Below are 22,185 nucleotides of genomic sequence, written 5' to 3' on the forward strand. Positions count from 1 at the left end.
CTATTATCTCCTTTGCCTATGGTCAATAGAGGCAGTAAATGATAGCAAGAACAAATGGCAAAGAGGGTAAGTTACAACGATTGGCATCCCTGTTCAGTTTGCAACGCCTTCCGATTTTCATTATTTTAGTTATCCTCTTGCTTGCTCCCTACCTGGTAGGGTCCTATAAGGTGATTTTCCTTTACCTGATCTTTAAATATTTATCCCTGGCCGCCAGCTATGATATAATAGGTGGTCGGATGGGGTATATGAATTTAGGGCATTCGTCATTTTTCGGTATTGGGACTTACACGTTTGGTATTCTTTTCTCCAAAGGATTTGGAATGGTTTTCTCTCTCACGGCGGCAGTTATATTGGCCGTTCTCTTTGCTTTAGGTATAAGTTACCCGCTCTTTCGCCTTAGAGAAGCGTACTTTGCTCTGGCTACCTTTGGCTTGATGACACTCCTTGAATTGCTGGCCTTCAATCTAACGGGTCTGACAGAAGGTGCAGCCGGATTATCCATTATGCCAGGGGTATCCGGTAGGTGGCTTCTTCTGATTTCTTACTATCTGGCTTTGACCACAGCCCTGGTAACGTTGATAACCAATTACTTGATTGCCAACAGTCGATTTGGACTTGCCCTCGCAAGTATTCGAGAAGATGAAGAAGTTGCAGAAACCTCCGGAGTTCCTACCTTTCGATATAAGCAACGGGCCCTGGTGATAAGTTCTATTTTTCCGGCTCTCATGGGTGGGATTAACATGTGGCAGTTAACTTTTACAGATCCCGAAGGAGCTTTTGGTATTGAAGTTGCACTAACACCCGTTATCATGGCTATGCTCGGTGGTACCGGGACTCTTTGGGGTCCCGTAATTGGAGTTGTTTTTGTTACCCTTGTCCAAGAACTTCTCTGGACGCGAATGCCATATTTGCATCTGGCTGTTTATGGAGTGGCGTTGCTTTGGGTAGGCCTTCTTTTACCAGGTGGCCTGGTGAGTATTAAAGGATTTAATTTTTTTAAAAAGCTATTTTTACCCATTGGTAAAAACAGTCGGAAATAGTTGGATGGAGGTAAGTTAGAAGGAATTTAACATCGCCAGGATAAGTGGTTTTGAGTAGAACAGCCTGCTTCCGGCTGTCCTGTTTAAAGGCAATTAGAAAAATTACCCCAAGGTAATCAGATAATACCTTCTTTAAGAGATCGGTATAAGAAGAGAGAATTAGAATCAAAAAAGATCTAAAAACCTCTTCTGGGAAGAATAACCGTGAGCAATCGGACCATTTTAATTGTTGACGATAACGAAACCGTTTGCAACCTTCTGAAAGCCCAACTTCAGGCAAAAGGATTTCCCCATGTTTTGACGGCATTTAATGGAAGCGAGGCCCTAGATGTTATTGTAAAGCAAACACCAGATCTTATTATTTCAGATATTCATATGCCCGTTCTAGATGGGTATCAACTCTGCCGGGTTTTGAAATCTGAGGAATTCCGAGAGTATAATCATATTCCCGTTATCTTGATTTCAAAATTTTATCAGGATAGCGATGCAGAGCGTCAGGCCAGAGAAGTTGGAGCTATTGCCTGCTTGCAGGTTCCTTATCAGGAAAAAGCCTTGCTGGATCTCATCCACAATAAACTGACGACCCCGACAACCCCTTCGCTGGAGCAGGTCAGGTATAAAGGGAAGCTTCTCATTGCAGAAAATGATCCTGAAGTCGCCAGAACCCTGGAACAATGCCTGGTTAAGCATGGATATCAGGTGGCTGTTGTTGAGGATGGGATCCGGGCCATGAATTATATTAAAAACCAACACCCCGAGTTGATTCTCTTAGACTTTCAGCTTCCTGAGCTTAGCGGTATAGAAATATTGAAATGGATTAAAACCGAGTATCCCGAAATCCTCATCATAGTCATGACCAATTTTGTCTCTGAACAAACGGCAGTAGAGCTTTTTAAGGCCGGGGCCGATGAATATCTTAGAAAACCCTTTGATGCCGAGCTGGTTCCTATAATCTGCGATAATGTCTTCAAACGTGCAAATATTCGGCTCATCTCAAAACAATTTGAGAAAAGAGCCAACATGCTGGCTGAACTTTATCAGAAAGAGAAAGAGGCCAGGCGGAGGGAGGAGGAAAAAACCCGGAAACTGATGGCCCTTATGAAGGCTACTCAATTTATGACCTCTTCCTTAAATCTGGATCAGGTTCTTAATTCTATCATTCGTTTATCTCAAGATTTTATCTACGGATCCGAATGCAGTCTTATGTTGTTAACAGAGAATCAAGAACTTAAGGTAGTAGCCAGTACGGCAGATTTTGAAGGTTGGGGGGCTCTACGAATTAGAGTAGGGGAAGGCTTACCGGGTTGGGTCATCGAGAATAAAGAAACCTTAGTCGTTCCAGATCTTCTCTCAGATGCACGTTGTTCTTCTTACGAGCTGGCTCGGGCCCATCAGTTTAAATGCTACCTGGGAATTCCGCTCCAGGTTAAAGAAAAAATCATCGGGGTTCTTAATGTTTATGCTGCCGGACCGGGCTCTTTTTCCGAAGAAGATATTCATCTGCTTCAAAGTTTCGCAAACCAGGCCGGTATTGCCATTGAAAATGCGCAACTTTACGAACGTGAACAAAGGGATAGGCAAATTCAAGAAAAACTGGCTATTACCGATGGACTGACGGGAATTCCTAATCATCGACATTTACAGGATTTCCTGGCTAAGGAATTTGAACGGGCCCGGCGCTATATGCATCCGCTCTCACTTATCATGCTGGATATCGACTCTTTCAAAAATATTAATGATACCTGTGGACATGAAGTCGGTGATTTGGTTCTGAAGGAAATAGCCAAACTTTTGGCTATTTCGGTTCGTGAAGTCGATCTGGTGGCCAGATACGGTGGTGAGGAATTTGCCATTGTCTTGCCGGAAACCTCTCTAGAAAGTGCTTTTAATACCGCTGAGCGGCTCCGGCTGAGAATAGAGAGGAGCAAAATCCAGACCCCTAAGGGAGAGCTTCAAGTAACAATCAGCCTGGGTATTTCTTGCCTGAAAGCCAGCCATCAAACAAAGGATGAATTAATTAGCGCGGCAGATGAAGCTTTATATAGAGCAAAAAGAGGTGGAAAGAACCGGGTCGAGCTTCAACGTGAATAAAGGGTCAAAACCCTGGAGGTTCACTTTTGATTTCTCTTCCCTCTTTCAAAATAGTTAAAGGAGATCTGATCTCCCTCATCGGAAGTGGCGGCAAAACCACCCTGATGTATAAACTGGCCCGGGAAGCCACCCGTATGGGAATGAAGGTTATCTCTACCACGACAACCCATATGTATGTTCCCACGCCGGGTCAGACGGAGAAGTTTATCCTCCTCCGTCAAATACAAGGAGGAATGATGGTAGGTCAACCGTCCCCGGTTGATGAATACGAACGGATAAAGACTTCCTCCCCCTCTTCATACTCTCAGACTCCTCTCTTTGATTATTTAAAGGCCCAGTTTCATCAATACTCTCATATTACTTTAGCACAGGATTATGTAGAAGATCGCAAGGTCAAAGGTCTTCCACCCGATTTAATTTGTGAGATTTATGCCCAAAACCTGGCGGATCTGATCTTAGTTGAGGCTGACGGAGCCAGACAAAAACTCTTTAAGGCCCCTAAAGACCATGAGCCGGTTGTTCCATCCTGTAGCTCAGGCTGCATTCTTGTTGTTAATCTGGCGGTCATTGGAAAGCCTTTAGATGAAAGATATGTACATCGGATCCAGCTTGTTTCTGAAATTACGGGTTTGACTCCAGGAGAAACCCTGACCCCTCAAGCGATTTGTGAAGTGATCAACAATCCAAAGACTTATCGAAATAAGATTCCACCCTCTGCACGAAGAATCCTTTTTTTGAATGGGATCCAAACTTTGAAAAATCAAAGCTGGGCGGAAGAAGTAAAAGCGAGAGTAGATCCGGAATTCATTCAGGAGATTGTAGGAGGGGATTGACCGTATTCAAAGTTCTGAGAGAATTTTCACAATCCGCTCGGCCGTCTTTCCATCCCACAGCTTGGGAATGCGACCTGCTTTTCCTTCCCCCCGTAGGATCTTTTGACTTTCGAAGATAATCTTCTCCGGGTCTGTTCCGACCAGGGTATTGGTTCCTTCGGTAATGGTTACAGGGCGCTCCGTGTTTTCTCGTAAGGTTAAACAGGGTATTCCCAGTGCTGTGGTCTCTTCCTGTAAACCCCCAGAATCTGTGAGGATGAATTTAGCCCGGGACATTAAACCGAGAAAATCCAGATATCCCAAAGGTTCTATCATTCCAATGAAGCCTTTGGTTGATTCTACCGAAGTAGTTTCCAGATCTTTAAAAAAAGATTGATAGCCAAAGGCTGCTATCTGTTTTCGGGTTCTGGGATGTACCGGGAAGATAATAGGGAGATGTTGAGAAACCCCGGTGAGTGCCTGGATAATTCTCAAGAAGACCTCAGGATCGTCTACGTTAGAGGGACGATGGAGGGTCAATACGGCATAGTCCAGAAGATTTTCCACCATAGGAGCAGTTTTCAGATTCTTCTGGATCAATCCTAATTTCTTCAAAATATGGGTCCTTTTAGCTTTTTCCAGATGTTGAAGTAGACTATCGATCATGACGTTGCCGACAAAAAAGATTTTTTCTTCCGGTATTCCTTCCCTTTTTAGATTGAGGTTTGCGTCTTCGGAGGTTGTAAACAGATATTCACTCAAGGCGTCTGTTACCACACGGTTAATTTCCTCGGGCATCGTGCGATCGAAACTCCTCAATCCAGCTTCCACATGGGCGATAGGCACAAGCAATTTTGCCGCTACCACCGAGCAAGCCAGGGTTGAATTCACATCTCCAACCACCACAATGAGATTTGGTTTTTCCTGTTCCAGGACCTTCTCAAATTCTACCATGATTCTGGCCGTTTGAGCCGCATGACTTCCAGAGCCAACTCCCAGGTAAATATCCGGTTCTGGAAGTTCCAGATCCTCAAAAAAAGCCCGAGACATGGTTACATCATAATGCTGTCCAGTATGAACGAGAATCGGGTTAAGCCGGGGATAAGAGGACATAACTTTCAGGATGGGAGCCATCTTCATAAAGTTAGGTCGAGCCCCTACCACATTGATAATTTTCATTTTCAACGACCCCTTGAGAAGGGGGTGCAGAAGTATGGGAGTGTGGGGGTATGGGGGTATGGGAGTATAAGTACTTATTCTCCAGTACTTATTCTCCCACACTTCCACACTTCCCTACTTCCCTACTCCCACACTTCCACACCCCCATACTCCCGTACTCCCATACCCCCATACCCCCATACCCCCACACTCCCATACTTCTGCACTTTATAAATACCCCAGCGTGCTTAATCGAATCCGAACTTTTTCTTCCTCTTCGGGGGAGTAGATTTCTGTACCAAAACCGTCCGATGGCGACAGATAACCCAGTTCTTCCAGTTTTCTGATGACTTTCATGGCACTCTCCTCTGGAGTTTCCTTATCGGTTTCCAGGACAACTTCCGGATTTAAGGGTTCTTCATAGGGATCTGAAATACCCGTAAAAGCTTTTACCTCCCCGGCCAGAGCTTTCTTGTAAAGTCCCTTGACATCCCGCTGAATGCAGGTTTCTAGAGAGCATTTAACGTAGACTTCTATGAAATGCTGGATTTCTTTTCGGGCATATTCCCGGGCTTCCCGATAAGGAGAAATGGCCGCTGCAATATTGACGACTCCATTTCGGGTTAACAGTTTACAGACAAAGGCAATTCTCTTAATATTGGTATCTCGATCTTCTTTACTAAAACCTAAGCCTTTACTTAAATTTTCTCTGATAACATCCCCATCCAGAATTTCTACGTTGGGAATCCCTCGATCCAGAAGTTTATTTTTTACAATATGAGAAATGGTTGTTTTTCCTGCTCCAGAGAGCCCTGTAAACCAAATCGTAAATCCTCGTCTATTCATGACCGGTATGATTAACCTCCTTTAATAAGCCGTTGATATTAAACCTAGAGTTCTGTCGGTTAAAGTATCTAAAAGGTAATTCCAAATTGAGCAAGAGACCAGCCCAGGTTTCTTATATGCTAAAAATGAGCCAAAAGATAAGGCATCGTAATGAAATAAAATAATCATAACAAAAGTAGAGTGTAAATACCTTCTAAAATTTTATATTTTATATTTAAGGTTTGGAGTGTGCCAGGAATTTTACAGAAAAGCAAAAACCTTTTCGCATTTATCCGGGTACTTTTGGTGTTGATGAAGGGAAAAAGTTCCCCCCTGTTCCCAGTCGGACCTTCGGTCAGTTAAGGATTAAAATCCCTCAGAGGCGGTGGACATAGGGTCACGGGAGTGTAATCTTTCTCAAAACCCTATAGAAGCGCTCTGAATAAGAGGGTACTTCCTGGAATAAGCTCAGAACCGTGACCCAAGGGCTCATGGGATGAACATCCTGGTCTGGCAGGTGGGGTTCTGAAGGATAGCCTGCCGGTGCGAATGGATGGAATCAAGATTTCCTGGTGTAAACCTTGCACGATGTATAAAGGAGAAAATCTCCTATTAACCCGGCTCCTAAGATTTAAGAAATTAGGAACTTAGTGTATTTAGCTTAGAGGAAAAAAGAATCATGCAGCCCTATAAAGTACTCGTTATTGGAATGGATGGAGCAACTTTTGATCTCATTTTACCTTGGACGGCCGATAATCGGTTACCCAACCTGGCTTCCTTAATTCAAAAAGGAACCAGATCCTTTCTTAGATCTACGATTCCGCCCATGACTCCGCCGGCCTGGGCTTCTTTTTTTACCGGTAAAAATCCGGGTAAGCATGGAGTTTTTGACTTTATCGAACTAAAACCCGGAAGCTACGACTTTCGTTTCACGAACGGTGCTTCGGTTCAAGCCAAATCCCTATGGAGTCTGTTAAGCGAGGCTCGCAAAAAAGTTGGGGTTATCAATGTTCCCATGACCTATCCCCCTGAGGAAGTAAACGGGTATTTGATTTCGGGATTGGATGCCCCGGATGAAAAAAGCCGGTTCACCTATCCGGGTGAACTTTACAAGATCCTGAAGGAGGCCATTGGTGATTACCAGATTGATATTCGACATCTAGGTAATATGCGAGGAGATAAAGAACGTGACCTGACCCTGGAGGCCTTCCATGAGATTGAAGAACGACGGGGAGCCGCTGTCCGATTTCTCATGGAGAAGTATCCGGCCGATTTGACCGTAGTTGTCTTTAACGCAACCGACCAGGTTCAACACCATTTCTGGCATTACATGGATCCTCAACACCCTCAGCATGATCCCATAGGGGCCAGGAAATATGGTCAGGCTATTTTGGATATTTATCGGTGTGTGGACAGGGAAATCGGCAAACTGCTCCAGAGCCTCTCTGAAGATACCATTGTTTTAGTCATCTCCGATCATGGGGCCGGGGCTACCAGCAACCTGGGGCTTTATTTAAACCATTATTTACAGGAAATAGGTTTACTCCGATTCGAAAGTAGATCTCTTTCTAAGAATTGGCTACATCAGGGTGCCGAAAAAGTGGATAAACTTCTACGGGGGACCCTTTCATCTAAGCAAAAGGCCCGGTTAGCTAAACTCTTTCCCCAACTGCGTACGAAGTTGGAATCCTGGGCCACGGCTCCTCTAGATTGGGAGTCGACCCGGGCTTATGTTAACGAAGCTTATATCTTCTCGCCGGGTATTTGGGTCAATTTGAAAGGTAAAAGACCCCGGGGAACTGTGGAACCCGGCAAAGATTATGAAAACCTGATTCAGTTTCTTATTGAGAAACTCTATGAACTAAAAGATCCTGATACAGGGCAGCAGGTCATAAAAAAGGTTTATCGCAAAGATGAGATCTACCAGGGTCGCTATATCGATCAGGCTCCGGATCTGATCCTTTCCTGGTGGGAGGAGAATAGTTTTACGGTCAAGGCCAGTCAGCCTGAGCGAAAAGGACTTCCCATTCTGGAACGAGATCTGGGCCCCATCGTAGGAGGTCGAGATTTGAGTGGGGCTCATCGATTACATGGGGTTTTGATTATGAGTGGAGGACCCATCAAGCAAGGTCTTTCTCTGAAGGAAACTCAAATTCTGGACGTAGCTCCCACAATCCTTTATTTGATGGGAATGCCGGTTCCAGGAGATTTTGATGGACGTATCCTGACCGAAGCCATCGAAGAAGATTTCTTACGGGAAAATCCCCCCCAATATGGACGAGATCTGGCATCTCCCGATGAACGGTCGGGTACCGGTTATTCAGAAGAAGATATGGAGAAAATTCGGGAACGACTCCAGGGCATAGGATACTTAGATTAATCCTTCTCGTGCCTATAGCCTTTTTTAAAAGGTTAAACCACGAGAGTGCCTGGAATCCCTCGATAGAGAACTTATGAGCCTAAACCTAGAAAATTATACCAAAAAACCCAGTTTATCTCTCATCTTTCCAGCTTATAATGAGGAACTTAACATCGAGCAGGTTGTTAAATCTGCCTTGATAGTAGCACCTAAAGTTGCAGAAAAGTACGAGATCATTGTTGTCAATGACGGTAGCCGGGATCGAACCGGCGAAGTTATTAACAAACTGGCCGGTCTTCATCCCCCGGTAGTTGCGATCCATCACCCGATTAATCAGGGTTATGGGGCAGCTCTTAAATCGGGTATTAAAAGGGCTCAAAGTCAGTTTATCTTTTTCTGTGACTCGGATTGCCAGTTTGATCTCTTCGAGCTTCCCCTTCTGCTGAATTGGATCGACCATTATGATATGGTTATCGGATATCGCCAATCCCGTAAAGATCCTATTCACCGACTGATCAATGCCTGGGGATGGAATATGTTGGTTCGTTTGCTGTTGGGATTAAAAGTTCGGGATATCGACTGCGCCTTTAAACTGTTCCGCCGGGAAATTTTCGATCGAATTGAAATTAATTCTGTCGGGGCTATGGTCAATACCGAAATTCTCTCCAGAGCCGTCAAATTAGGATTTACCATCAAAGAGGTTCCGGTTACCCACTATCCCAGGTTTCGTGGCCGGCAAACCGGAGCCAGGCTCCGGGTTATTGTGAAAGCCTTCAAAGAACTTATTCGGCTGCATAAGGAACTCCGCCTCTATTAAGGCCTCTTCCTTTTAAATAAGCTTACCGGAGGCCCGATCTCCCAGAGGTTGGACCTCTTCTTTCACTCTTTCTCATATCTCTTCACCGGGAAAGGGTTACCTGAAGAATCGAAGCGATCCCTTATACCTCAAGCTTTCATCCCCTTTCCATATGGAAACATCTCCTAAGGAGTAAGGGTAACCCCTGATAGTTACCCGGTTTCTTTGTCCAAACCAAAAATATATTTTAACAAAGCTTCGAAGAAAGTTATATCTAGCTTTAATAAAAAACCTAGCATTATATTAAATAAGTTTGTCTGGACTTAGATTTTAATCTGGAAATGATGGGCGAAATGAAGGAGGCGAGAAAGAATGAAGCGAGCTTTAATTACCGGTATTACAGGACAGGATGGGTCCTATTTGGCTGAGTTTTTGCTAGATAAAGGCTATGAAGTTTACGGGATGGTAAGACGATTAAGCGTTGAGAATTATCTTCGCATTGAGCATATTAAAGACCGGATTGTTTTACGTCAGGCGGATCTTTTAGACCAACTCTCTATCATTAATTTGATCCGTGATATCCAGCCCGATGAGATTTATAATTTAGCGGCACAATCTTTTGTCCCGACTTCATTTGAGCAACCTGTGCTAACCGGCGAATTTACTGCGTTGGGGGTTACGCGTATGCTGGAAGCTATTCGTTTAGTGAATCCCCACATTAAGTTTTATCAGGCCTCTTCATCTGAAATGTTTGGAAAAGTACGGGAAACACCCCAAAACGAATTGACCCCGTTTTATCCCAGATCCCCCTACGGGGTAGCCAAGGTATATGGGCATTGGATTACGGTGAATTATCGGGAGAGTTATAATATTTTTGCCTGTTCGGGTATCTTATTCAACCATGAGAGCCCGCGCCGTGGGTTGGAATTCGTGACCCGTAAGATTTCTTACCATGTGGCTAAAATCAAGTTAGGATTGGCCAACGAACTCCGGTTGGGTAATCTGAAAGCTCGAAGGGATTGGGGATTTGCCGGAGATTACGTGAGGGCTATGTGGCTCATGCTGCAACAGGAGGTTCCCAGTGATTATGTCATTGCAACCGGAGTTACGCACTCGGTTCAGGAATTTGTGGAGATTGCCTTTGATCATGTGGGATTAGATTGGAAAAAATATGTCGTGGTCGATCCCAAATTTATTCGACCGGCTGAGGTGGATTTTTTGCAAGGAAATGCCCAAAAAGCCAAACAGGAGTTAGGCTGGGAACCCACGGTCTCCTTTGAGGAATTGGTTAAAATGATGGTCGATGCAGATCTAGAACTTTTATCCAGAAAAAAGATAAATTAATCTTCGCCCGACTTTTGCAGATCCGGAGGAAACATGGGGTATTAAAGCTGCTTAACAAGGTGGAAAAGGTTTTCCACTCTTTCCAGTAGTAAGTATTAGAGGATTTCAGTTTATGTCCAGTGATAAAATCAAGGTCTTATATATCGCCGGTGCCCCAAGAACTGGGAGCACGCTGCTGGCTCTTCTGCTGGGCGAATTAGATGGCTTCTGGAGTATAGGAGAAGGTGCAAGGGCTCTTTTCAATACCAGATTAAGATCACAGGTAGTTCCCTGTAGTTGTGGCTCTCAAGTTTCTGAGTGTCTGTTCTGGAAAGATATCATCCGGGGGATCGATAGCGAAACCGAAAAGTTCGGTAGAGAGAAGATCCGAATCCCCTATCTTCCTTTTTTAGTAGGACCTGTGAAGCCTCGCACTTTTCAGAATCAATTCCAACACTTTCTATCCAAAACAGAAAATTTGTATAAACTCATTGCTAAAAATGCCGGTTGTAGGGTGATGGTAGACTCTTCCAAGAACCCACCCCATGCGTTCATGCTAGGTCAGATCCCCAGTGTTGACCTCTATGTAGTGCATTTAGTCAGAGATCCCCGGGGTGTGATCAGCAGTTGGTCTAAACCCAAAAAATATCTGAAAAAATTATCTGTAAAAAGAGTTATTTTGAATCTGTTATCCTTTAACTTTCTCTCTGAGTTGTTACGTAGGTATGCCAAGGGATATTTGTTAATTCGATACGAGGATTTGGTCTATAACCCTCCGGAGACCCTCAAAAAAATTGCTAACTTTGTGAACGAAGACGCTAAGGATCTGGATTTTCTGGAGAAGACCAGAGCGTGCATAGGGGTTCAACATTTACTGGCCAGTAATCCCGATAAATATACCCAGGGATGGATTTCCATTGAAGAACAAACCTGGAATCTCTCGCGGCAAAAACACCTGTTGGTTTCCTTAATGACGTTTCCTTTGCTTTATAGATACAGATACCCATTCTCTAAAACTTTTTCCTATGAGAACTAACTAAAAAATCGGAGCAGATGAACCCAGAGCGAAATGTATTTAAAAATTCTATTGAAGGTGTCCTGTCCCTGGGATTGGGATCTCTTCTACAACTTTTAGCCTTCTCTTTATTGGCCCGTTATTTAGGAACCGTAGGGTTCGGTCAGTACTCCTATATTATGGCCTTTGTAGGAGCCTTTCAGTTGTTTGCAGAGATGGGATTAACCCTTGTACTGGTTCGAGATATTACTTTAGATAAAAAAAATGTTAATAAATACATAGGCCAGGCTCTTCCTCTGTTGTGGGTTCTGGCTATTATAACCTTAGCCTTAATTATTCTGGCTGCTCGTCTTTTTCGTCTGACTCCAGAGCTTTTGTACCCTCTTTATATTGCCGGAATTGCCACGGTTGCAACTATTCAACCGAATATTTATGTTGCCGTTTTCCGTGCCTTTGAGAGCATGGAAATTAATAACCTTGGGTTTGTCTTACAAAAAGTTTTCTTTCTGGGGCTTATTTACCTGCTGGTTATTAAAGGAAAAGGACAGGTCGTTAGCTCATTTTTGGCCCTTGCGGGAGCTAATCTGCTTGTATGGTTTTTTTATTATCTCTGTGCTATCCGAAAATACGGTCGATCTCAACTTAGGATCAATTTCAGGTACTGGGTCTCCCTGTTAAAGGAGGCTGTCCCATTAGGCTTTGGGGCCATTTTGCGGAAGATTACTTGGCAGGTCGACACGCTTATCTTGGGAATTATAGATACGGCAGTTTCGGTTGCCTTTTATAATAGTGCTTATAGACTTCTGGCTGCGTTAAATATGCTTCCTCAAGTCCTTGCTATCTCCATGTTTCCTTATTTTACCCGATTAGCAGAGAATTCTCAGGATGATTTTGCAAAGGTCTATCAGAAGAGTTTGAAGTTCCTGTGGATTTTGAGTTTGCCTATCGCTATTGTAACAACGGTACTCGCCGACCGAATCATCCTTCTCTTTTTTGGAAGTAGCTATGAGGGAGCAGCGGCGGCTTTAAAGATTCTTATCTGGGCTTCTATTTTTCTTTTCCTTTCCTCCCAGTATAAGCATATTTTCACAATCCTGCGAAAGCAACATCTTTATACGTATCTGGTGATCTTCGCCCTGGTGGTGAACGCTATCTTGGATCTGGTTTTGATTCCGATATTTAGTTATATCGGCGCTTGTTTTGCAACTCTGATAACTGAAATTCTCCTGTATGTAGTAGGCTACTACCTTCTCAGAAGATTAGGGGTTTCCATTGCTCTCTTTACAACTGCAGTTAAACCTGTGCTGGGAGGGTTTATAACAGGAGCGATCCTTTACTTGGTTCGGGATCTTTCTTACTTACTTTTAGGGCTGGTTATTATTGTCGATTTTGGACTCTACTTTGCCCTGCTTTTTTCCTTCGGAACTTTTTCCCAAGGTGAGATAGACCGTATGCTTCGATTGGTAAAAAGATCTTAATGGCTTTTGTCTGTTATTCTTTACAGTAAACAAAGATAACAGACAATATAGACAACAAGAAAGTAACATGAAAGTTCACATAAAGGCCGGGGTTTGGAGCGGTATTTTGACCGGTTTTTTGGTTAGCTTCCTGGAATCGATATTTTTATTGTTTACCACCGGGAGCATTCTGGCAAACTTCCTCTTTTTCCTGAAGGCTGCACTCCTCTATGGAATCGTTGGAGTCGTAGGGGGATTGTTGATGGCTGCCCTTTTGAAGGGTTCCTTATTACGGGATGTCCCTTGGGAAGAGGAAAAGCTAAAATCCTTTTACTTTTCTCTGTTTCTCGGAATATCTCTTTTTGTAGAAATAACGGTTTATTTACTGGATATAGTTTTTCCCGTTTTGGGACGAGCCCCCAGTAACCTTCTCTATATTGGACTTGTGGCCGCCTTTTCAGCCATTTTGAGCTGGCTGCTGTTTAAATTCCTTCCTATCTCAAAGTGGGGTGGGAGCCGCAGAGGGTTTATTCCCCTCAGTTTGGTAATTTTGCTGATGGTTTATTACGGATTGTTTTTGATGGAAAAAAACAATGAACAAGAGTTCTATATGGCCAAAAAAATTTCCTCTTCAGATCAAAGGCCTAATTTCTTGATCATTTCCATGGATACAACCCGAGCCGATCGTTTTTCTTGTTATGGACATTATCGGCAGACCACGCCCCATATTGATCAGATAGCCAGAGAGGGTAGACTTTTTAAAAATGCCATCTCACCTTCGACCTGGACGGTTCCCTCCCATATGTCTCTGTTTACGGGAGTTTATCCCTCCAAGCATGGCGTGGGTTATCTGAATACTCATTTACCAGAGGATCTACCTACCCTGGCAGAAATTTTATCCAGAAATGGTTATCGCACTTTCAGTATCTATAATAATCCCTTTGTAGGAAGAATGGTGGGAGGGACAAAAGGCTTTAACGAAGCCATAGGAGTTAATCTGGATCGTCGGGTTAATTTAACCCTTGAGAGATTGTTCGAACGGTTTGTCTATAATGATATCGGAGCAAATTCCAAGAAAACGGTGGATCTGGCTTCTAACTGGATCAGTACCACCGCTCATACAGGGCTTCCGTATTTTGCCTTTGTCCATTTTAACGATGCCCATTCCCCCTATCGGGCTCGAGAACCTTACTTCAGCGAGTTTGTTAAGGACCTGGATCTTACTCAGGTGGATCTTTCTAAAGTTCAAAAAGTTAACGCCCATCGCCGGGCTTTTCACAAATATCTTACCGGAGAAGTACAACCCTCCCGGGCAGATTTCGAATATTTAAAAGCTTTATACGATAGTGAAATTAGGTTTGTAGACGAACAGATTGGAAAATTACTTGAATTTCTAAAACAGAAGGGACTCTTAAAGAACACCCTGGTCATTATTACGGCAGACCACGGAGAGTATATCGGGGAACATAACCTGATGAATCATCATTTTTATCTTTATAATACTGTACTCCACATCCCTTTGATCTTTTGGTATCCGGAACGGATTCAGCCGGGGGTGGACCTTCGCTATGCCTCTCTGGTGGATATTCTACCAACCGTTCTATCATTAGCAGGTCTGGAAGGTCAAATACCTTCCCATGTTCAAGGTGCAAATCTGATCACTCCGGAGAGCCAAGACGTGAGGGTTGTTTCATTAGAACAACCCAGGCCTGTTTATTCGGAGTGGTGGGGTTGGTTGTTAGGGGAAGCCGGCCAAGACAAGGCCCAAAGTGTATCTAAAGATGGGAGCAAAGCCATTTTGAAAGAAAATCTGACCCCGGCTGAAATTTTGAACTTTGCCAACCAATCCTCTAAAGATAGTTCAAAGGCTATTTACAACGGAGTTTGGAAATTAATCTGGTTGTCTAATGGCAAGCATGAATTGTATAACCTGGCTTATGATCCAAATGAACAGAGAAATCTTATAGAGGCTTATCCTGAAAAAGCTCAGGAATTGGAGGCTAAACTGGATCAATGGTTAGGTTCTTTTCAGCAAGCGCGTGCAGGGTCGAGTACAAATAAAAAGCAATTTAGGCAGATGTTAAGATCCCTGGGTTATGTACAATAACAATTATCAATTACCGGTTGTTAATTGTTTATTAAAACAATTGTTAACTTATGAACAAAAGAAGAGTGGTTGTTACAGGATTAGGAGTGGTTACACCTCTTGGAAATAACGTCCAGGAGTTCTGGGAAGGACTTTGTGCCGGCAGGTCGGGGATTGGCTATATTACCCGATTTGACACTCAAGACTTCCCAATTAAGATTGCCGGCGAAGTAAAAGGATTTGATCCTCTTCAATATATAGATAAAAAAGAAGTTAAGAAAATGGATACTTTTATTCATTATGCCCTGGCAGCCAGCGAAATGGCTGTGCAAGATGCAGGGATTAAGTTAGATGATCTGGATAAGGATCGTGCCGGCGTCCTCATTGGGTCTGAAGCAGGTGGCCTCCCGGCCATCGAGGAAGAACACAAGCTCCTCCTGGAGAAAGGTCCCAAACGTATCTCTCCCTTTTTTATTCCAAGCCTTTTGATTAACCTTGCTTCGGGTCAAATCTCTATCCGTTTTGGATTTCGAGGCCCCAATCTGGCTGTAGCTACCGCCTGCGCTGCGGGAACCCATGCCATTGGCGATGCCTTTAAGATTATCCAGAGAGGCGATGCCGACCTCATGATCAGTGGTGGAACCGAAGCGGAAATTACTCCCCTTGCCATTGGGGGTTTTAATGCCTTAAAAGCCCTCTCTCGACGGAATGAAGAGCCTCAAAAAGCCAGCCGTCCTTTTGATAGAGATCGAGATGGTTTTGTCATGGGAGAAGGATGTGGTCTTCTCGTGCTGGAGTCTCTGGAACATGCTCTGAAAAGGAATGCGGATATCAAAGCGGAAATTGTGGGTTATGGACTGACGGCAGATGCCTATCATATGACCACACCTTCCCCTGGGGGAAGAGGAGCTGCCCAATGCATGAAAATGGCCCTGGCGGATGCAGGATTGGTACCAGAGGAAGTAGATTATATCAATGCCCACGGGACTTCCACTCCTCTCAATGATGCTATAGAGACTGCTGCTATCAAAGCAGTCTTTGGTAAGCATGCCTATCGGCTGGCCGTTAGCTCCACCAAGTCCATGATAGGGCACCTCTTAGGTGCCGCCGGAGGAGTTGAAGCGGTTGCAACCGTTTTAACCATTCGAAATAATCTCATCCCTCCCACCATTAACTATGAAACCCCAGACCCCAATTGTGATTTAGATTACGTGCCAAATAAGGCACGGCCTGCAGAGGTTAATGTAGCCTTATCCAATTCCTTCGGTTTTGGGGGAACGATCGGTTGTATCGTTTTTAAGAAATTTCAGCAGTAGGTCTTAGGTCTGTGGTCCGTTGTGGGGAGTAACACAAATTACCTTATGTTTTACAACGGACCCCAGATGGCAGTCTTATGCCAGTCAGACTTTTTAAACCCCTCGATAAGGGACTGGATCTCCTGATAAATCTTTTAGAGAGTTTGTCGGTTGCGACTATTTTAGCGGGTATAGGAGCCGGTTTTTTTTTAGGCGGCTTTATTCTGGGGTGGTATAATGACCAGATTACCATCCCTGCAGGAGGTTATCTTACCCCTATTTTAGAGAACTCCCTGGGGAATCCCGGGTGTAAACTTCTCTCCTACATGAGCTTAACCATCTCAGCACCCGAGATAGCCTGTCATAATACACGTCCTGGATTAATGGAAATATTACATGCCATTCCTCGTCTCTCCTTTGGAAATCTGGCTCTGATATTTGGAATGTTGGGAAGTCTGACTATTTTTCGCCCCTTTCGTTTCCTTCGGATCCCCATTGGAACGGCATCTTTACTTCTAGGGATAACCTTCATTGCTAAGTTGACGTGCTTCCATTCAAACCTTTTAGAGCCTTTAGTGGATATCAATGACCAGCATATGAAGCTTCTGTTTTTCAGTACCGTGAATCTCCCTCCTAATAATCTGGCCTTTGAGCCGAGTTTTATACCTGGATTTAAAACAGATTATTTGTTGGATCGGATCGATTCGACTTTTTACTTTTTAAGCTGGGGCTGGTATCTGACTATGGCCGGAGGGGTACTTCTCGTAAGTACGGGTTTACCTATAGGTATAGAGAAATCTAAGTATCTGCCTTTATCGGTTATATTACGCAGGATTGGAATGGTTCTTTTCTTTTTATTTGTTTATAGCCTTGGTTTATTCCTGCCCTGTATGTTGGCCGAGTATGAACAGATAGAGGGAGATAATTACCTGGCTCAGGGGAACTACGAACAGGCCTTGATAAAATATTTTTCAGCCCAACGTTTGAATAATCAACTTTTTTATCATCAGGTCTTCCGTGAAAATTTGGGTGAAGTTTACTATAAGCTAAATCGAGCAGATACCCCTGAGTATTATATCTATCGAGGAACTCTTCTTTCTAAGGAAGGTAAAACCCTGGAAACCCTGGCGACTTACCAACAGGCTCTGAGGATGAGTCCGGATGATCCGGTGATAAAGAAATATCTGGTTTCCCTCTATATTCAGCAGGGATTAGATTATTTTAATGCCGGTTCCAATGAGTATAGTGCCATCCAAAGTTGGAAGGCTGCTCTAGAGATCGATCCTCGCCAGTTACAAGCCCACTTTTATATGGGGAAAGCCTATTTTGATATGGGTAATTATGAACAAAGCATCATAGAAAATCAGACTTTTATTGCTAAAACTACCAATAGCATTTTGAAAGCCAATGCTTATTCTAACATTGGGGATTGCTATGTCAAGATGGAAAAACCCAAAGAGGCTAAGGCTGCCTATTTACTATCAAGAAGTTTAGATCGAGTTCTCAATAACCGGATGACAGATAGTCTGGCCGGAGGTATATAGGAGGCTGATAGTAAAGTGTTTAAAGTTTCTTTTAGCTTTAGACACTTCAGGTATTTTTATGGAAGAGCGTGGGGATATAGAGAAAAAGGACGGAATGATAGAGGGATATGGAAGTGAGGGGACTCTCTCTGCATCTTCATCCTCGCGTTTCCAGGTCCCTATTTCGCTGACCTGTGCGCTCCTGGTTGCAGGATTTGGAGCCCTTTTGGGCTATTTTGTTTGGAATACTTACGCCAACCGTACACTCATTCATTCTTACCCCTTGAGCTGGGGAAATGCCCAGTGGATCGCGACTCAGACAGAAGCACCCCAGGGATATTTCCGCAAAAATCTTTACCTGCCGCGCAAAGTTAATCATGCCTGGATTAAAGTGGCCGCCCCGGATTCCTATACCCTTTTGGTCAATGGAATATCTGTAGGTAAAAAGACTTTTCATGCCATCAATGTTTCTGGGGTTTATGATATTACTCCCTATTTACGTACCGGAAAGAATGTAATTGGGGTCTTGGTTCGATTATCCGTTTATCCCGGAACAGGTCGAACTTTAGTGGAGGGGGCTTATGTCGATGATGTGAATCAAGAAACTCGATTCATCTCAGATGGTACCTGGAAGGTTAAGATTGTTGAGGAAAGACAGGGAGAGGGAACTATTTTGTGGTCAAGTCCGTCGTTCGATGATGGTAACTGGCCTTTTGCTAAAGTCCTGGGCCCTGCCAATATAGAAAGGGTTTACCCCCTCAACGTGGATTATGGAGCTACGGAGGATTCCGTCACGGCTATCGAAATCCCCCCCACGCATCCTCAGCTTATTACAGAGGCTCCACACGGGGAGTGGATCTGGTATCCGGATCCAGAGGTACGAACAGCCTATTTCCAGAAAGTACTGGATTTATCCCACCGAATCCGGGAGGTTTGGATTCGTGTTGCGGCCAGCCAGCGCTATAATTTAGAAGTCAACGGTATTGAAATTGCGAGTATTGATCAATCCCTTAATCCCACCATTCAATCCACCAGCACCACAAATATCGTTACATCGACCACTTCTATCGCTCCGGTAACGCCTACCCGTTCTACAAATCGCATACCTGCTGGAGTTCCTCAGAATCCGGCTGAAGGAACCGGCTCCCCCGCTCCCTCTAAATCCGGTCAGCTATCGGGATCATTGGATATCTATAACATTACTCCTTTTATCCATCCGGGCTCGAACAGGATAGGAGTGAGTGTTCACGGGGAGCGCTCCTCACAGGCCTTACTTGTAGATGGCCTCATGGTTCATCAAAATGGCGAGGTAGAATGGTTTAAATCCGATTCTTCCTGGAAAACCTTACCTGTAGAGGATCTGAGTCCGCAACACTCCCTGGAGACAGTCCCTTCAAAGTCCTTACTTAAAGATGCCCGAATCGTGGGGAAATATCCGGATCTGCCCTGGGGTCTTCTCAAGAAAAACGCAAAAATTATAACCCTACCGAGTAATCTTCAAACCATCGCCTGGCTACTCCTGCTGGCTTATATGTTGGCAGGTGCTCTGATCATGGTATTCTTCTGGATTCTCTCCGGCTATTTACGCTATCGGCTTAATCCCGAAAGCATTCGGCAGAAAGCCGGGAGGAGTAAATTACCCGTTGGTTTAAATCAGGCCCTTAGTTTAGATACCCTCGCTCACGTTCCTCCTGCCCTTTTTCTGGGTATTTGCTACCTGCTCCAGTATGATGTACGCTTTGATTATTCTTTTCCCTTTCAACCCTGGATTATTGCCGTGGCTATCTTGCTTCTGATAGGATTCAAACTGGCTTTCATTTTGGAAGCTAAAAAGGTAATGCGAAATGGTATTTCACGCTACCTCCCTTCGGTTTCTCGCCTTCCTGTTGATACCCTCACCTTAACTACTCTGGAGGAGAGTAAAAAATTTCAATTGGGGTGTTTGTTGGTTATTTTGATCTGTGGGACCTGGTTGCGAATTCATAATATAGATTTTGAATCCATCAACGGAGATGAATGTGGAACCCTGCGGGATGCCCTATCCATTCTTGTCCGTGGGTATGCTTTCAGGACCTTGGGAATTTATGAGAAACCCCTGGTAACCTATGAACTGCTTCCTTATCCCATTTCCATTTCCTTCTTACTTTTCGGAGTTAGCGATTTTGCTTTGCGTCTCCCTTCAGCCCTATATGGAATTTTCAGTATTTTTCTGATCTTTTACGTGGGGAGTAAATTGTTCAATAAAAGAATAGGTCTACTCGCTTCCGCTATCTTCGCGTTCATTCCTCTTTCTATCCATTGGGCACAAAACGATCGCTATCCACAACCTACCCATACCTTGGGTCTGATAGTTAGCTATCTCTTCTACCGGGCCATCAATGAAGAAAGAATAAGACCTCGATACATCTACCCTATTGCTGTTTTATATATCTGGATGTTCTTGACCTGGGAAGGAACCGGCTTTATGCTTGGAGCTCTTGCTTTGGGTCTGGTTCTGGTTAGATGGAAAGATTACAAATGGATAAAAGAGCCCCATCTTTGGGCGGCTCTCATAGGAATTGTAACGGTTGTTCTGGTCCAGGGATTCCGACGTAAGGTTTATACGGCAAAATACCTGGTAATTGGAGAAGGGCTCTTAAGTGGAGTAACTTTAGCACCTGTTTTTTTCGATCCTTTATACGATCCGTATTATTATGTGGATAACTTTTTCCGGGCTGAGAATCATTCAATTATGACAGCCCTATCCCTCGTCGGATTACCCCTTTTTGTTATGAATCCGGGATTGCGCTTCTTTGCTACTATTCTGATTACCGTCTGGTTTCTGTTCACCAACCTCTTTCCCTTGCCTACCAACCGATATCTTTATCATGTTCAACCGTATCTAATTATTCTGGCTGCGGCTACCTGTGTTTATTACGGAGATTATCTCATTTCCCTTGGCAAAGGGGTTATTTCTCAAACTAAAAGCTGGATCAATACGATGATCCTGGTTATTCCTCTTTTGGTTCTATTCCTTGCCACGAATCCTTTTATTTTACAATTGTACCGACTATCGAGTCTTCCTAATACCGGAGTCGTGGATACGCGCTACCGTACCTATCAGTCGGATCAAAAGACCTCCAATCAGTATATAAGAGACCATTGGCAGGAAGGAGATTATGTGATAAGCGCAACTCCTGATGTGACAAAGTATTATGCCGGGCAATCCGATGCCTTTCTGGAAAGTTTTACTACCCTCATCGTAGTATATGCCGAGCAGGGAAAGGACTTCATATTGCAGGATAAATCTATCGGTGTACCCTCTCTCATAGGACTACGAGATTTAAAAGACGCTGTAAACCAACATCAACGGGTCTGGATTGCGGCCGTCCCAAACAGTATGTTTAACAAGCTAAATACGCCTGAAGTGTTAAACTATATTAACACAAATTTCAAGGTCGTATATGAATCCTACAACGCAAAGATTTACCTTTGGGAAAAATAACTCATTGTCCCTTGTCTAAGGACTCTAGGCAAGGGACAAAAAAAGACAAAGGATAAAGAATATGTTTTATAATCCCGCTTATTTTGATTTTGTAAAACTCCTTGAATCTAACTGGCTAAAGATCAGAGCAGAGGTTGAGCGGCTCCAGGGGGAGAATTTTAATCCCTGGTACGAGAAACACCTTTATAATAAGGACTGGACTGCCTTTGGTTTATACAATGGATATAAACAGGAGAGGGGGCAAAAGATAGAGGAAAACTGTGCCTTATGTCCGGAAACTACCAGGATTATTGAAGCTATTCCGGGTTTGATGACGGCGGGTTTTTCGTGTCTGGCTCCGGGTACCTATATAAGACCCCATAAGGGTTATGAAGGAAATGTGCTGCGTTGTCACCTTGGCTTGATTGTTCCAGAAGGGTGTGGCATAACCGTTCAGGGAAAAACTAAAACCTGGACGGAGGGAAAATGCATTGTATTTGATGATACTTTTGTTCATGAGGCCTGGAATTTTGGAAAGAGTAAAAGAATTGTATTGCTGATGGATATTAAAAAAGATAAGGATGTCCTGGGAATAGATCTTTCTGATGAAAAGTATATAGAACCTTTCACATGGGGTGAAATTCTTAGAAGAGAGTTTCAGTATACCCGGCTTTTCTACTATAAAGTAACGACTAAGTTAGCTAAGATGAAGCAGGCCTTGAAGGGTTCTGGTGAAAAGCCATACAAATCCGCTGCCTGACCCCCTTCTCTGTTTTGAGGACGAGGCATTCTTCAACGGTCAGGGTTATCCTCTCCTACTTTCACCGATGAATGCTTTGTCCTTACTCAAAATATTGCTTGATAAATCTGGATTTTAAGCCTATCTTATTGTCGATAAACGCTGGTAAGTTATGTCTCACTTTAAGAGCCGGTGGTTCT

Annotated in this window: 15 protein-coding genes; 13 read left to right on the forward strand and 2 right to left on the reverse strand. The window is 43.8% G+C overall.

What is annotated here, in order from left to right:
• Positions 1-38 precede the first annotated feature (38 nt).
• The 3 genes from VNM22_01165 (at position 39) to yqeC (ending at position 3,967) form a co-directional block, all read left to right on the forward strand.
• Positions 39-1,043, forward strand: a complete 1,005-nt coding sequence (locus tag VNM22_01165) for a branched-chain amino acid ABC transporter permease (protein HWP45745.1) — start codon at positions 39-41, stop codon at positions 1,041-1,043.
• Between the two features lie 204 nt (positions 1,044-1,247).
• Complete coding sequence (locus tag VNM22_01170) at positions 1,248-3,134, forward strand: diguanylate cyclase (GenBank protein HWP45746.1); 1,887 nt, start codon at positions 1,248-1,250, stop codon at positions 3,132-3,134.
• A 26-nt stretch (positions 3,135-3,160) separates the two neighbouring features.
• Positions 3,161-3,967: a selenium cofactor biosynthesis protein YqeC gene (gene yqeC / locus VNM22_01175; protein HWP45747.1), complete on the forward strand. Its 807-nt coding sequence runs from the start codon at positions 3,161-3,163 to the stop codon at positions 3,965-3,967.
• 6 nt (positions 3,968-3,973) lie between these two features.
• Here the strand turns inward: yqeC and wecB are convergent, their stop codons facing one another.
• Complete coding sequence (gene wecB, locus VNM22_01180) at positions 3,974-5,125, reverse strand: UDP-N-acetylglucosamine 2-epimerase (non-hydrolyzing) (protein ID HWP45748.1); 1,152 nt, start codon at positions 5,123-5,125, stop codon at positions 3,974-3,976.
• A gap of 207 nt (positions 5,126-5,332) precedes the next feature.
• Entirely contained in the window at positions 5,333-5,950 is a 618-nt protein-coding gene (gene cysC / locus VNM22_01185; protein HWP45749.1) for an adenylyl-sulfate kinase, read from the reverse strand.
• Between the two features lie 658 nt (positions 5,951-6,608).
• Here cysC and VNM22_01190 point away from each other — a divergent pair.
• From VNM22_01190 to VNM22_01235, 10 genes are all read left to right on the forward strand, one after another.
• Positions 6,609-8,309: an alkaline phosphatase family protein gene (locus VNM22_01190; protein HWP45750.1), complete on the forward strand. Its 1,701-nt coding sequence runs from the start codon at positions 6,609-6,611 to the stop codon at positions 8,307-8,309.
• A 73-nt stretch (positions 8,310-8,382) separates the two neighbouring features.
• Positions 8,383-9,105, forward strand: a complete 723-nt coding sequence (locus VNM22_01195; protein ID HWP45751.1) for a glycosyltransferase family 2 protein — start codon at positions 8,383-8,385, stop codon at positions 9,103-9,105.
• Between the two features lie 351 nt (positions 9,106-9,456).
• Entirely contained in the window at positions 9,457-10,428 is a 972-nt protein-coding gene (gene gmd / locus VNM22_01200) for a GDP-mannose 4,6-dehydratase (GenBank protein HWP45752.1), read from the forward strand.
• Between the two features lie 112 nt (positions 10,429-10,540).
• Positions 10,541-11,443, forward strand: coding sequence for a sulfotransferase (locus VNM22_01205; protein ID HWP45753.1), 903 nt, complete (start codon positions 10,541-10,543; stop codon positions 11,441-11,443).
• A gap of 17 nt (positions 11,444-11,460) precedes the next feature.
• Complete coding sequence (locus VNM22_01210; GenBank protein HWP45754.1) at positions 11,461-12,900, forward strand: flippase; 1,440 nt, start codon at positions 11,461-11,463, stop codon at positions 12,898-12,900.
• Positions 12,901-12,967: 67 nt separating this feature from the next.
• Complete coding sequence (locus VNM22_01215) at positions 12,968-14,986, forward strand: sulfatase-like hydrolase/transferase (protein ID HWP45755.1); 2,019 nt, start codon at positions 12,968-12,970, stop codon at positions 14,984-14,986.
• Between the two features lie 50 nt (positions 14,987-15,036).
• A complete protein-coding gene (fabF, locus tag VNM22_01220; protein HWP45756.1) occupies positions 15,037-16,281 on the forward strand; it encodes a beta-ketoacyl-ACP synthase II in 1,245 nt (414 codons plus the stop codon).
• Between the two features lie 77 nt (positions 16,282-16,358).
• A complete protein-coding gene (locus VNM22_01225; GenBank protein ID HWP45757.1) occupies positions 16,359-17,804 on the forward strand; it encodes a tetratricopeptide repeat protein in 1,446 nt (481 codons plus the stop codon).
• A 58-nt stretch (positions 17,805-17,862) separates the two neighbouring features.
• Entirely contained in the window at positions 17,863-21,267 is a 3,405-nt protein-coding gene (locus VNM22_01230; protein HWP45758.1) for a glycosyltransferase family 39 protein, read from the forward strand.
• Positions 21,268-21,328: 61 nt separating this feature from the next.
• Entirely contained in the window at positions 21,329-22,006 is a 678-nt protein-coding gene (locus VNM22_01235; GenBank protein HWP45759.1) for an aspartyl/asparaginyl beta-hydroxylase domain-containing protein, read from the forward strand.
• Positions 22,007-22,185: the final 179 nt, after the last annotated feature.

The sequence above is a fragment of the Candidatus Limnocylindrales bacterium genome, assembly GCA_035559535.1.
In the GTDB taxonomy this organism is placed as follows: Bacteria; Moduliflexota; Moduliflexia; order Moduliflexales; family JAUQPW01; genus JAUQPW01.